Source organism: Prevotella sp. (assembly GCF_051059605.1).
Taxonomy (GTDB): Bacteria; Bacteroidota; Bacteroidia; order Bacteroidales; family Bacteroidaceae; genus Prevotella.
In genome coordinates this window covers 669,550-684,371 of the sequence record NZ_CP050883.1, presented here as the reverse complement: position 1 = coordinate 684,371, position 14,822 = coordinate 669,550, and the positions used below count along the sequence as shown (strand labels likewise).

Below are 14,822 nucleotides of genomic sequence, written 5' to 3'. Positions count from 1 at the left end.
AAAAAATTCTTACCTTTGCAACGTTTTAATAAACAAATGATTGTTTTACAGATTTAAAAAAGCAAAGAAAATGAAGAAATTAGTTTTAATGTTCGTAGCTATCGCAGCTATCTCTTTCGCATCATGTGGTAACAAAACTGCAGCTCCTGCTGCAAACGCTGATTCTGATACAGCTGTTGTTGATTCAGCTAATGATTCAGCTGCTGTTGATACAGCTGCTACTGACACTGCTGCTGCTGCTGTTAAGTAAACAGAAGCTCGAACTGAAAAATGAGAGATTAACCGCTGGACTCCAAGAGTCTAGCGGTTTTTTTTGTGTTTATACCACTCCCCTAGTCTTCTCTTTGAAGATGATCATAACAGCAACCATCTTATTTCATATACTGAAGCATTCAAGTTGAATGCAGTCTGACTATTGAATGAATATACTGTTCCCGCTAATTCCCGCAGATATTCTTTTCTTTGCATGTAACTATAGCATCTGCTAAAGCAGATGTTTTCTCCCGCAGATTTAATGTATCAACGTGAACGGCATTGCCTCCCGCAGTGTGGTATCTGTCTTTGTCGCGAGATCAGCGAGAGACATTGGGGTTCATACATGTAAAGTAAAGAAGCTATGTAATAGGAAAGTTTTCGCTAAGTCATGCGCAGAGGAAGCTTTTCTGCTGGCTTTTCGTGGCATCTTTAGATGCGGTTTCATGATAGCTGTTCTGAAATTACGTGAGCAATAAAGGCCGTTTTTCTTTATAAAAGAATTTCGGCTGCGTTCGGCATAGCTCAAGCTAGCTTGGCTCTGCTCTTACTGGCACGAAATTTCTTTAGTTTCTGCATTTTATTTCCGCGAGAAACGCGTGAACGGCCGTTTAAACACATAAGGAGAGAACAAGGAAAGAATAAGGAAAGAACGAGCGTATCTCACAGATAGCTTGAGTCCTCTTGCATGTTATTCTCTCGCAGATAACGCAGATCTCGCAGATGAATGCAGCAAGCTGCATTATTTCGCAGATAAACAGCAAACAGCATGAACGGCAGTATCTCCACTATACGGTCTTTGTCAGCGAGATCAGCAAGAGGATCGGCCGTTTACACATTCAATGAATTAAATCTGTGGAAGAATAGACGATAAACAAACCATTACCAGGAATACACAAAGATAGAACCTTTGTTCTTGTGAAGTTCCATGATAATAGACTAGAACAACTTTAAAGTTAATTATTAACAATAATAATTGCAAGTATTCAACTTTATTCGTATTTTTGCAGAAAATAATCAAATACCCATTTAAAGATTAAAACAATGAAAAGTCCATTCACAGGAGGAAACGCAATACTTAAAACAGAAAAAGCAGAATTGGAATTCCGCAAAGAGAAGTTCCAGTACATTTCATCATATTACTTATGTGAAGATACAAAAGAAAGATTTACAACGACCGAAATTGACACTGCAAATCTTTCTCAAGTCTATAATCAATATAGGGTGAAATACGGAATACCGTTTCCTGATGAAATAAAGAAAATAAGAAGGATGTATGACTTGCCTGCATCTAAAATGTCAAAGATACTTGGTTTTGGAGATAATCAATATCGCCTATACGAAAATGGAGATATCCCAAGTGAGGCTAACGGAAAGATATTGAATTTAATCAAGAATCCAGAAGTCTTTCGTACATTCGTTGAAAATGCAAAAAATCAGTTTGAGGTAAAAGACTACGAAAAGCTCCTTACTGCTTTACATAAAGTCTCTATGAATGATCATAAGATAGAAGAAAAAATGATCTTCTCCACATCATCACGAGGCTTGTGCAACGGATATGCTACGCAGTCGTATGATAAATTAAGAAGCACAATTCTCTTTCTGTTGGACAGATGCGGTAGAGTCTTTAACACGAAGATGAACAAGTTACTTTTCTATACTGATTTCTTATCATATAAGACTTATGGTAAAGGTATTACCGGTTTATCATACAAAGCAATACAATATGGTCCAGTGCCATTAAGATGGGATCGGGTGTATAGTTTAATTGATGGTGTAGAATCAGAATTAGTTGAGTTTAATTCTGGTGTCAGTGGAACAGAATTGCATATCTCAGAGCAACCAGATTTAGAAGAACTCACTCCACAAGAAATTGGAATACTAAATATTATCGTTGATAAATTCAAAGATATGTCTTCAGCGGAAATATCAGCAATGAGTCACAAAGAAGATGCATGGAAAGAATATCACGACTGCGACAATCTCATTTCATATAATGAAGCATTCAAATTGAATAGTATCTGACAAACAAATGAATACACCTCTCTATTTGAAAAGACTTATAGAAAAAGAAACCGTGACTATTGATCACGGTTTTAAGCTTTATACGGCAGAAAGATAAAATATTAGTTCATGTACCTAATAAGTAACTGGGTGTTATTACATACTAATTGCGTTACTAGTTCATCAGAAGCAAATGAAATAGCACGGTAGTTACTCTAAAATAGAGATAAATTGCTCATTAAAGATTAGAATTTAATTTTCACAGAAAGATCTAAGTGCAAAGCATCCGATATTTTTTCTAAGAAAGCCTTTTTCATTTTATTATTACTGTGCGTGATAAGCAACCACCCATTACCTAAATCTTTTTGAGTTTTACCATATTTAGCATCTCTGCGATTAGATATAACAGGAACCTTACAGAATACAAGATTTTGTTCCTCTACAACTTTCCGCACTCGAGTTACCCCTATCCTTTTTACCACTTTATAAAGAGTTTCAGCAGCTATCTGATCTGAAATAATCGTACCATCAGGGAATATAACGGATAAATATGTAGCATGTTTTTTATGTAGCTGACTTGTAACTACATGCGTACTATGTTCCACAGCATCATCAAGTTTTATCTCCTTAGCATCTTTCATGTTAGCAGTGAAGTCACGTTTACGAGAAAGGTGCACACTAATATCTTCACCAGGAATATAATCTACAACGAGTACTAATTCACGTTGTACTTCTTTCAAAGCAGGTGCAATGTTTTTCGTTACAATAGGAAGTATTTCGTTCTTAATAATTTCTTCCTCTGCTTGGTTTACCTTTGCTTCCAAATCATCTGTAGAAACACCTTCCTTTCTCAGGGTTTCTATAGCCTCATAAAGTTTACTTAATCTGCCCATTATTAAGATTCATGTTACTTAGTTAATAATGCAAATATATAAAAAAATGATTAGCAAAACGAATATTCAAATGATAATTTGACTTTAAGTAATTAAAATTACCAAATAATCTAGACATTACAAATGATAGTGCGTATTTTTCCGTTAAGTATACTAACGAATCAATTTTCAAAATATAATTATGATATACGGTTACATTAGAGTTAGCAGTGACAAACAGACAGTAGAGAATCAGCGTTTCGAGATAAACAATTTTTGCAATCGCAAAGAATTATGCGTTGATGGTTGGATAGAAGAGACTATCAGCGGAACTAAAGCATACAACAAGCGAGAACTTGGCAAATTGTTGAATAAAGTAAAGAAGAACGATTTAATCATTTGTGCCGAACTTTCACGTCTAGGTCGTAACCTATTCATGATAATGGAGATACTTAATATCTGTATGAACAAAGAATGCAAAGTTTGGACCATTAAAGATAACTATCGCTTAGGCGAAGATATTCAAAGTAAAGTGCTAGCTTTCGCTTTTGGGTTGTCAGCTGAAATAGAGAGAAATCTAATTAGCCAAAGGACTAAAGAAGCTTTGGCAAGAAAAAAAGCCGAGGGAGTCATTCTTGGAAGGCCAAAAGGTAAAAAAACAGATATAAAGAAACATAAGTTATTTGGTAAAGAAACTTTAATAAGTGAATTACTTAATGAACACATATCAAAACGTCAAATAGCTAATATTTGTAAAGTTAACAGAAACACTTTAACTCGATATATTCTAACAAATATGTCCACTACAAAATGAGCGTTTTTGTAGAGCAAAACCATACAACATGCGATTTCTCAACTAGTGATAATTGGGTAATTCTGTCACCTATTGAGCAGAGTATCAAACGAAAGATTGAGGCTGCAGGTACTCCTTTGAAGGATTGGGATATAAATATTTATCGTGGTGTGCTCACTGGCTATAATGATGCATTTATTATTTCTACGGAGAAACGTGAAGAAATACTAGCTAATTGTAAAGACGATAATGAGCGCAAAAGAACTGAAGAACTAATTCGACCTATTTTGAGGGGCAGAGACATAAAGAGATATGCCTATGAGTGGGCAAATCTATGGCTGATTGCAACTTTTCCATCAAAACATTATAATATAGAATCATATCCATCTGTAAAAAACTATCTGTTATTATTTGGGATAGAACGTTTAGAGCAAACTGGGAATATTAATGTTATCAATGGAGAGAAAATTAAGGCACGAAAAAAAACCTCTAATAAGTGGTTTGAAACACAAGATAGTATTAGTTATTGGGAGGATTTTTCTAAGCCAAAAGTTATGTGGAAAATAATAGGTTGTAACATCAATTTTGCTTTTGATGATAATTCCATGTTTTGTAATAATGCGGTTAATATTATGACAGGTAATAGAAAACAACTTATACAATTCGTAGGTTTGATGAACAGTAAACTTTTTGATTGGTACCTAAAACTCACGACTGAAGCAGAAGTCCAAGGTGGGGGCATACAATTATATGTTACAACATTAGAAAAAACACCTTTAAAATTAGATTTTCCTAGTAATTTCGAGTCATTGATAGAAGATAAAATGAACAATAAAATCTCTGATAGTAAAATGGATAATATAATTTTTCAAGCTTATGAATTGACAAGAGAAGAATCGGATTATATTTTATCGTGCAAACAAGTAAATCGCATTGATTGTTAGTCCAATACTAACAATCAATGCGATATTATTTATATATGTTTTTTTATAAAGTTAATCTCATCTTCATCGAAATTATACAAATTAAAAATAGAATTGTCTATTTTTAATTCATCTTTGGCTTTTATTGATAACAAAAGATCTTCCGATGCATTTTTAGGTATCGGAAATCGTATTAAAGATTGAATATTTAACATAATATCTCCAGCCCCTGTTGTGTCACTATTTTGATAAATGTAATATTTTCCTAACGAGCTACACAAATAAGCTAAAATTATTTCGTTGCTACTGTTAGCTGAAATAAAACTAGCAGGGGCTGTTAAAAACGTCCCAGGCTCAACAATTGCGAAAGCCAGATTTCGACCAACAGCTTTCCAACAAATTTTTGGCTTAAAAAATAAGTCCCAATATTTTGCACCCCATCTTTGCATTGCGTACCATTCATATCTTATACAAGTTTCTGCTTTGTTACGTTTTGATAAAGGTTCTTTGTATTCTAGCATATGTTTGTATACTGCAGGATACAAACGTTTAAATTCTGTTTCTGCTCTAATTGAAGCGCCTTGTATTTTATTATCAAATTGTAAAGGGAAGTGCCATGGTATATATATTAACCATAAGTTTGCCCACTCATAGGCATATCTCTTTATGTCTCTGCCCCTCAAAATAGGTCGAATTAGTTCTTCAGTTCTTTTGCGCTCATTATCGTCTTTACAATTGGCTAGTATTTCTTCACGCTTGTCAGTAGAAATAATAAATGCATCGTTATAGCCTGTTTTTATTCCGTAATTGATTTGAACATCCCAATCCTTCAAAGGAGTACCTGCAGCCTCAATCTTTCGTTTGATACTCTGCTCAATAGGTGACAGAATTACCCAATTATCACTAGTTGAGAAATCGCATGTTGTATGGTTTTGCTCTACAAAAACGCTCAAATTATTAATACTTCCCTTATTGAGTTTATTAGTAACAGCACAAGTAGTTTTATGTTCGTTATTTTCTTTTGAAAAGAGCAATATATTTGTGTCAACTGTTGCACTTTCAAAAATTTTAACACCTGTAAAATCTATTAAAAGTTTTGGATTGGTTTTTGTAGCAAAAAATTTTCTCGTTGATTGGCCATAACCAGCACGCATCCATTTGTTAGATGTTATAAAACACAATATCCCTCCTTTCTTCAATAATTGCCAACCACATTCATAAAATAGGCAATAAATATCACCAGTACGTGCAAATGTATCATAACCACATTTTTGAAACATTTTAGCTAATTCTCCACCATTATTCTGTAATTGTACATAAGGGGGATTCCCAATTACAATATCAAAACCATTATCTCCATTCGGCCTATTAAATACATCAGAGAACCATGTGTGCCATAAAAAGAATTTATCATTGGCTTGAATATCTATATTTTTTAGGTCTAACTGCAATCTTTGCTCATCTATCTGCTTATTAATATTATTATGTATTTCCGTAAGGAGTTGATGCTTCTGCGTGTGATCACTACAAGAGTAATAAGCAATGATCTTTTCGCAGAGTTCTTGACGATAAACATCCATAATTTCATCAAAAAAGTCTAATGACATTTTTTTATTTATCATTTCTTGTTTGCGTATGGCTATTTTACTTAAATCAACGCCTTTATATTGTTCTAACAAAGAATTTCCTTGCATTATTTTATAGTCAAGATTAGGCAATGAGTGTGGTGTTTCTTCATCTACAATTAATGAGAGCCAAAAACGAAGACGCGCTATATCAACAGCACCCTTTTCAATATCTACTCCATAGATATTATGCTGTATAATATGACGTTTAATTTCTGCAGCATCATCAAAATTTTCGATAGCTCCACGGCATAAGAATAGTTCTTTTAATAATCCCATCGGGAATGCTCCAGAACCTATTGCAGGATCGCATATTTTGATATTTTTTAATTTTTCATTGACTGAATGCGTCAATTCACTATCTATACCGCCAATGGACTTAATATCATAGGTCTTTACAAATTTTTCAATAGAAGTCTTCGTCTTCTCTTCTTTAACATCTGTTTGCAGATAGGTTATGAGAGACTGACGGCACATATACTGAACGATTTCCTTTGGGGTATAGAATGCTCCCTTGTCCTTATTATCCTCCAAGAGGTTTTCGAAAATACGCCCAAGCATCTCAGGATCAACGCCAACCTGAGCATCGTTCGGGTCATTTTCATCAATTGTAAAATTGTATTGATGAAAGAATTCAAACAGATTTTCAAAATACTTTGCTGGAAATTTGGAATATGGTTCGTCTAATGAGTCACGTTCAAAAAGTCCACCATTAAGATACGGTATCTTTACTGTAGAACCATTATCTAAAGAAACTTTTGTATCAAATAAGAAATCATTATTTGAACGGTCTTTATCCAAAGCGTAGGAGAATAATGGTTCTAGAATTTGATCCAGAAAATTGTCTTTTTGTGAGTCAGAACAATTATCAAATAGATTTTTCATAAAATTTTGATCACCTTTCCCCCAAGGCTCATCTTTAGGAACACCCATCCAACCTTTTTTTTGCAAGAAATGCAAGAACACTATTCTACCTAACATTTTCTTAACATAATCGCGTATTGGCTTTTCTTCACGCTCCTTAATCGTACTTTCTGATAATTCAGTATGATCAAAAGTGGCATCAATGAAGTTCTCTCGCATGCCATTATTTGAATCGCACATATAATCTACAAACAGTTGATATTGTTGTTTGTACTTTTCAAAGAATTCTTTAGATAGTGCTTCAACATCGAATACGGATTCGATATCCACCAGTTCTATTTCTCCATGTTTGAGAAGTAGTTTACTGAAATTCTCAGATACAGTTCTACATGACTGATTAGGACCAAGCAGAAATGTGTACCTTTTAGCATCAGTCATTTCATCCTTTCCACCATTCTTGCTACAAAATGTAAAACGCCAATCCCAATTATCTGTATCTTCATAATGAAATATCATAAATGCACTGGAATATGTGTTCATAATATTACGTATCAACTTTTGAATGGCAACACGATTACGATTCATAACAACATGATCTGTGACAGTTACATCAAATATATTTAAAGAGAAAAAATCTTTAACGATGTCACCGACATGGCAGATAGATTTTATACCTGTTGCATTTGCAATTGTCTTCAGTTCAGGATCTTGCTCTATTAATGAAACATTATACATATTATTAAAAGAGTCTTCACCAAATATTGGATAAACAACTTCGTGTAAAAATGACTCTCCACCTTGATATGGTTGCTGAAAATATTCTTTGAATTCCATAATGATTTATATTTTGTGGTTATTTACTCAGTGCAATATAAGTTTGAGCTTTGCCATAACGTAATTGAACGTTAGCAACTATGTTTTCAATATCTCTCTTTATGACTATATCAAATTCGTCTTGGGTAAGATCAAACAGCGTATTACCGTTTTGTTTCTTCAGCTCATCTAAAGCTATAATTTTTTTGATAATATCAAAATTACCTTTATTGACTAAATTGAATGCAGATGCAAGAAGACTACGTGATTCTTTTGACATCATAATATTATCTTTCATTCTTAATATTATCTCTTTAGCTTTAGTTGCGTTCTGTGAATTTCTTATATGTATATTCATACGTGATAATGACTGATTTACAGCAAGTTCTGCTTTAGCTTTGCGCTGTTCCCAATCTTTTGGAAGCGGAACTACTAAAGTATCTTCTTCTGGACGAAAAGATTTATACATATCAATACCAGAAAGCATAGTGCAATTCAATTCAGCATCAACCTTTACAAACAAGCCTGAAATCTGAGGATTGCGAACGAGAAAATAGCTACAATTATCTTTTGGATTAATAGCTAATTCCAATCCATTTTCTGTCTCAGCTATTTGAACAAAACGGTCTGGATGCGCATGTCTGTATTCTTTTAGTTCAAAAACATATTTTTCAAATGGTGATTCTTCGCCATTGATTTGCTGATTAAGACCGTAATGCATCACTTCTTCATCTTCAGTAAAAACTTGACTGTCTTCACCAAATAATGTATGAAAAGATTGCAATTTAGTATAAGCTTTTTGCACAAGCTTAATCTGGGCATCTCCTTCTGCACTTGGCATAAAATTATATACATAAATATATGGCGCATTAGAACCAATACGGTTTACACGACCTATTCGTTGCATAAGTCGTGTTGAATTCCATGGGGTATCATAATTCAATATGCAGTTAGCACGATGAAGGTTTATTCCTTCTGCCAAAACTTCTGTAGTAACAATTACTTGGTAGACATTTTTCCATTCTCCTTGATAATTCGCATCAAAATTTTCTTGTATAAGTGTCTCACAGGCACGACGATTCTCAGATGTTACAGCAAGCACTTTTAATTCATCATCTGAAGCCTCTATTGCTGACTTAATCGCTTTAACAGTATCGATTGCCTCACTAAATATAACAAGCTTTTGGGCTCTATTACGTTGTTTATCAAATAGCGTATTTCGTAATTCTTTTTTAAATTTTTCTAGTTTGGGGTCATTATTGTATTCTTCCCACCTAGTACATAGAAAGGAAATTAACTGTAAATCCTTGCGAAGTAGTTCTATATAGTCTTCTGAAAAATCTTTCCTTCTCAATTCTTGATTACGACCTTTATTATTTCTACCTTTATCATTAAGTTTCGCTATTTTTAAACGTATATCATTAGCACAATCTTCAAAAGTGCATAACTTTTTAGTAATCTCGTAATTTTTGTCACGTTTAAGTTCTTTATTTATATCAATGTCTGGACAAATAAAAATAGTATCGTGTTCCCACATGTCAATCATATTCTGAGTATATCTTCGCAGATTTCTGAGTGATTTTTTAAAGGCAGAGAAACTACTCTCAATACGTTTTACCAGATTAATTTGCATAATCTTTGCTAACTGCTGTGAAAATCTGTCTGGATCAATATTTCTCCCTTTATAAAGTGATTTCACTTCTTCTGATTTTATAAACTCAATAGCTCTATATCTATAATAACAAAGGTAATCACTATTATCAAAACGGAAATTATCTGTAGGAGCAATAAGATTCATTGTCTGAGCAAACAAATTAGCAAGTCCGCTTTCCATTTTATATTCGAGTCCATGTGGACCACTTATTTGCGGAAAAATGATTTGTTGTTTCTTTAAGTCATTTTCATAATATTTGCTAACATCAGTTCGTGTTCTACGCACTAAAATATCTTGAAGAACACAATCACGGATTTCTGCAGACAACTTTTTTAATTCACTTCTACATTCTTCAGGAGTCATTTGTAGTATATCCCCATCTTTTATCAATTCTCTTGAAGAAATAATTTTTCCATAACGCCTATTTATATCAGCAAAAAATCCTTCAAGATTACCTCCTGCAGCTTTTTTTAGAGTACTATCTGCATGATTTCTTTCAAATAAGTATATTTGATTCTGGATATCAGATGGTCTGTTATTTTGAGGTGTTGCAGATAGTAACCCAATATAAGGATATACTCCTGTAGTACTACCTATCTGTGCTATTAATCCATCCAAAGACTTGTACATACTAGTACTACTATTGCGGAATTTATGACTTTCGTCAATAATAATTAATCCGTAATTGTTATTTTTAAAATCTGAAGAGAATTCCTCTGAATCCATATCGTCAATGTCATTATAATCATTGACATCTACATCATCCACAAGTTTATTGATACTACCTGTTGTTACATAATCAATAGATGGCTTCATCTTATTGATATTATGCTCATCAAATTGTTTTATTGTATCTTTCCATCCTGATAAAATAGCAGGTGGAGTTATTATAAGAATCTTTCGCTCGCGTCCATCATCATCAGGCAAAGTAAGGAAATGCTTAATTACCAAAGCTCCAATAACAGTTTTCCCTAAACCTACAACATCAGCAAGCATAAAACCGCCATGTTCTTTCATTATAGAGAAACATTGCTTTACAGCATCCATTTGATAAACTAATGGATCATAGCTTGGCGGAAGGTAGCTTTCTATGAGTTGTTGCTGATTTAAGTCTACTATATCACCGAATTTGTACTGCAAAAGTTTTATATACAGTTCATAAGGTGTTAATGGTGCTATTTCTTTCGTTTTTTCGGCTTTTACTGTTATAGGAGCACCTTTTATTATTTCTTCAAGAAATATTTTATTCCACTGAGTTGATAGCTCCCATTTTTCATCGAACCAACATATATGTCCTTTACTATAAGAAGTTGCACTTGGTTGAGCAGAAACTATCATCTGGTTGGTTTCCAAATAATTCAGTTCAGAATTACCTTCAAGTCCTTTTTGTGTAAAGTTGCTACTACCAATGATACCTACAGCATAATCACTTCCGCAAAAAATATAACATTTAGCATGAAAAAATTGCGCATCCCCATCATTATCCTTTCTATAAATACGGATTTGAAATTTACTATTCTCTTCCTTCTCCTGACAAAACTCTTTAATTAGACGAATAACATCAACATAATCATCTTTTACATCAAGTTGTTGAATATCTCGTTTAATATAATCTTGCGGAAATTTTGAACTTTTATGAATTGGATGAGCTAATTGTTTTTGACGTATAACAGGATCAGCGCCAATTAATAACTGAATTTTCGTATCTGTCTCTGAAAGAAAATTCTTTAACTCATCATATATCAACACCATACCTGGTATATCCCAATATCCAGTTGCAATCTTTATATTTTTGCAACTAGAATTGATTATACATTGCTTAATTGTATTTACCAGTTTTAAATTGTCAGTGGTATTATCTAAAAGTGTATTAGTCATAAACTACTTTTTCTATATTTGTTTGTATCTTTTATGATACACAACATTTTCATCTCCAAAGTTACTTATTTTTTTTTAATATATCCTAATTTAATGGTAAAAAAGCATCTTATCAACACATACTTGTGGATTTTGTCAAAAATAAACATCATTTGTTTATCTAATTATATAACGAATAATTACTTTTATACTTTATTTGAGCAATTTCTTTCCTATTTTTAAGTATTACTGCATTAGGATTAGATTACACAAAAAATAATTATAGCAAAGAAACACTTTTGCATTTTTCTCTTCGTAGATCTGCGTTATCTGCGGGAAAATAGGCCGTTCACCCAAATGCACGCCATTGCATTTAATCTGCGGGAAAACAAACAATAATCATCTGCATGAAACCATAAAAACAATAAAAGGGATGTGCTTTAGCACATCCCTCTGTTGCTATCCTACAATCCATACCGTGCAGCTAAGTAGCGCTGTGAGCGCTGCGATTAACCATATTAAGTTAGAAATTCTATATAACTTTATCAAAAATTAGCACACGCTTCTCCACAAATTTAGTTCATTCAGTTAGTAAAATGATGAAACCAATTGAGTCATGAGCATCTAAAATATTTTTTTATTTTTAATTTTCTGATGCCGTTTCCTACATGATTTCACCAAACGCATTGTTATACAACACGTTAGCTAATGTATATAAGTCCGTTCTTATACATTTTAGGGAGTGATTAGGGCCTAATCACTCTGTTGTCCTACATGCTTTGCAGAGTGATTAGACCCTTATTACTCAAAGACGCACCGAAATTGGTGATTTTATTCTCGCTGCGCTTCATGCATTTTGACTATAATAGGAATTAATTATAACCATTTGTAGTTATACATTCTTAATCACTATACATTTTTTAAAACTGTTACTGATAATCGGTATAATTGTATGAAATCCTTTACTGAAAGGGTTGATATATTTAAATGCCACACAAACCCGTTTGTTATAAAATTTATTTACAAATTTAGATAACATTTCTAGATTTAAAATTCCCATGAAAGACATCATTGTAATTTGCTTTACTGGCAGAGGAACAAACTTATGGCAGCAAAAAAAAGATTTGAGTATAATAATTTGATCAAATTCCATCGTTTTAGGTACAAATACGTACTTATAATGTAGGAACCATGTAGGAAAGATGTAGGAAAACGCACCCTTATACATAAGTTAATCTATTGATAAACAGCCATTTAAGTGAAAAATATATATAATGTAGGTTATTTTTCTTTTTTTCTGAAATCTTTTTCAATTTAGGGGGAATATCCTCCATAAATTGCCCTTGATTTTAAGTCATTTCACACTTGCTATATTAAAAATTAATCTTTTAATTATGTTGATTTTATTGACATTTTTTCTTATGTTTTCTTTATTTAATAAATATCTATCTGCGGGAGACTATGCAGTTTATATATGGACAAAGAAAACGAACTAAAACTCATGTCTATTTCCGGCAACATATTGGTATTGATCTCTTTGCAAATTACTTATACTATAAATAAATATTTTCAAAAGTTGTAATTATATTTTTTTATTACTATATTTGTATTCTAAATTAAGCAAAGTTGGAAATAGCACTTTAAGAGTTATTTGACTTTAGTGAAATATGTTATGATACAACCTTTTTAAATCAATTCATGACATTGCGACCAGAAAACATCTGACTCTAACATAAACTAAAAAAACATTGAAATATGAAAAGAACTTATTTTTTAATATTGTTATCAATCGTAAGCCTGTCTGCTTTTACCCAACAGATTAGCAAACAAGAGAAGGGTGTGAATAAGATGATGATTGAAGCCGAATACTATATTCAGGATTTTCATCGCAAAGCTGTTACGGCATCATATCCTATATTCAACGTACTAACAAAAAAGGAATATCGCAAGATTACTTTCTCACAGATGCCTACGTATAATCAGATAGACCAATACATAGATTTCGATCATTTAGAACTCGATTGTATTTTGGCAAAGACTCCTGAAGGCATTTGGTATTTAGCAGGTGTATATGACAATTATGATTCTTTCTGCTATACCAAAAGTGTCAATGATAAATTATTCGATTATTTGGATAGCATTAAGCCTGATCGTGTGTATAATCTTCTCGGAGAATCCTTTTTAACGCTGATAGAAAAAAATGGTCATCGCTATTTGATTAAAGAGATAAACAAGCAATATCAGCCATGTGAAATAGTTGATATTGAACCAGATGTTGCATTTTTTAATACATGGCTTTTCCCCTACAATACAAAAAAGTCACTAATCTATGCTAGATAAATTCTGATTCATTGCTCACGCAGAGATTATGTTGTTCACGCAGAGATTCTTTCTTTGCATGTACAAACGGCGTTGGCTCACGCAGATTGAATTTATCAACGTAAACGGCCATTTCTCTCGCAGATCTCGCTAAGGTCGCAGATAAAACCCAAAACAACAACATCTACATCAACTATCTTTCTCTGCGAAATAATGCAGCCTGCTGCATTCATCTGCGAGATCTGCGTTATCTGCGAGAGAATAACATGCAAGAGTACTCAAGCTATTGCACAAAGAAACCCCAATGTCTCTCGCAGATCTCGCTGATTACGCAGATAAACCACAAAACCACATTAACTACAAACTGTCTTTCTCTGCGAAATAATGCAGCCTGCTGCATTCCTCTGCGAGATCTGCGTTATCTGCGAGAGAATAATACGCAAGAGTACTCAAGCTATTGCACAATGAAACCCCAATGTCTCTCGCAGATCTCGCTGATTACGCAGATAAACCACAAAACCACATTAACTACCAACTGTCTTTCTCTGCGAAATAATGCAGCCTGCTGCATTCATCTGCGTGATCTGCGTTATCTGCGAGAGAATAACACGCAAGAGGACTCAAGCTAGTGCACAAGAAAACCCCAATAAGTCTCTCGCTGATTTACGCAGATAAACAGCATGAACTGCTTTGTCTCCACCATGTGGTAACTGTCTTTTGAGACTATACTGTTTATGCTAATGTACTTTTCTCTAGGTATTTATACTTAAATATGATAAAAAGATGACCTTTCGGCAAATGCTAAAAGGTCATCTTTTTTATCATATTATTATGTTATTTCTATTG

The 14,822-nt window shown here is 33.2% G+C and carries 8 protein-coding genes; 5 read left to right on the top strand and 3 right to left on the bottom strand.

Annotated features, from left to right (window positions below; all coding sequences use genetic code 11):
• Positions 1 to 70: 70 nt before the first annotated feature.
• Entirely contained in the window at positions 71 to 250 is a 180-nt protein-coding gene (locus tag HEQ28_RS02655; protein ID WP_301411193.1) for a PG1828 family lipoprotein, read from the top strand.
• Between the two features lie 1,046 nt (positions 251 to 1,296).
• A complete protein-coding gene (locus tag HEQ28_RS02650) occupies positions 1,297 to 2,277 on the top strand; it encodes a type II toxin-antitoxin system antitoxin SocA domain-containing protein (RefSeq protein ID WP_434503638.1) in 981 nt (326 codons plus the stop codon).
• Positions 2,278 to 2,501: 224 nt separating this feature from the next.
• Here the strand turns inward: HEQ28_RS02650 and HEQ28_RS02645 are convergent, their stop codons facing one another.
• Complete coding sequence (locus HEQ28_RS02645) at positions 2,502 to 3,149, bottom strand: hypothetical protein (RefSeq protein ID WP_434503637.1); 648 nt, start codon at positions 3,147 to 3,149, stop codon at positions 2,502 to 2,504.
• A 181-nt stretch (positions 3,150 to 3,330) separates the two neighbouring features.
• Here HEQ28_RS02645 and HEQ28_RS02640 point away from each other — a divergent pair, with 181 nt between their 5' ends.
• On the top strand, positions 3,331 to 3,942 hold the full coding sequence (locus HEQ28_RS02640) for a master DNA invertase Mpi family serine-type recombinase (RefSeq protein ID WP_434503636.1): 612 nt from the start codon (positions 3,331 to 3,333) through the stop codon (positions 3,940 to 3,942).
• Positions 3,939 to 4,865, top strand: a complete 927-nt coding sequence (locus tag HEQ28_RS02635; protein ID WP_434503635.1) for a TaqI-like C-terminal specificity domain-containing protein — start codon at positions 3,939 to 3,941, stop codon at positions 4,863 to 4,865. Before HEQ28_RS02640 ends, HEQ28_RS02635 begins: the two co-directional genes overlap by 4 nt.
• Before the next feature lie 29 nt (positions 4,866 to 4,894).
• Here the strand turns inward: HEQ28_RS02635 and HEQ28_RS02630 are convergent, their stop codons facing one another.
• Together HEQ28_RS02630 and HEQ28_RS02625 are read right to left on the bottom strand one after the other, a co-directional pair.
• Positions 4,895 to 8,167 carry an Eco57I restriction-modification methylase domain-containing protein gene (locus HEQ28_RS02630; RefSeq protein WP_434503634.1) on the bottom strand — a complete coding sequence of 1,091 codons (3,273 nt, stop codon included), beginning with the start codon at positions 8,165 to 8,167 and terminating at the stop codon, positions 4,895 to 4,897.
• A 19-nt stretch (positions 8,168 to 8,186) separates the two neighbouring features.
• Positions 8,187 to 11,678 carry a helicase-related protein gene (locus tag HEQ28_RS02625; protein ID WP_434503633.1) on the bottom strand — a complete coding sequence of 1,164 codons (3,492 nt, stop codon included), beginning with the start codon at positions 11,676 to 11,678 and terminating at the stop codon, positions 8,187 to 8,189.
• A gap of 1,734 nt (positions 11,679 to 13,412) precedes the next feature.
• Between HEQ28_RS02625 and HEQ28_RS02620 the strand changes: the two genes are divergently transcribed.
• On the top strand, positions 13,413 to 13,997 hold the full coding sequence (locus HEQ28_RS02620; protein WP_434503632.1) for a hypothetical protein: 585 nt from the start codon (positions 13,413 to 13,415) through the stop codon (positions 13,995 to 13,997).
• The last annotated feature ends 825 nt before the right edge of the window (positions 13,998 to 14,822 follow it).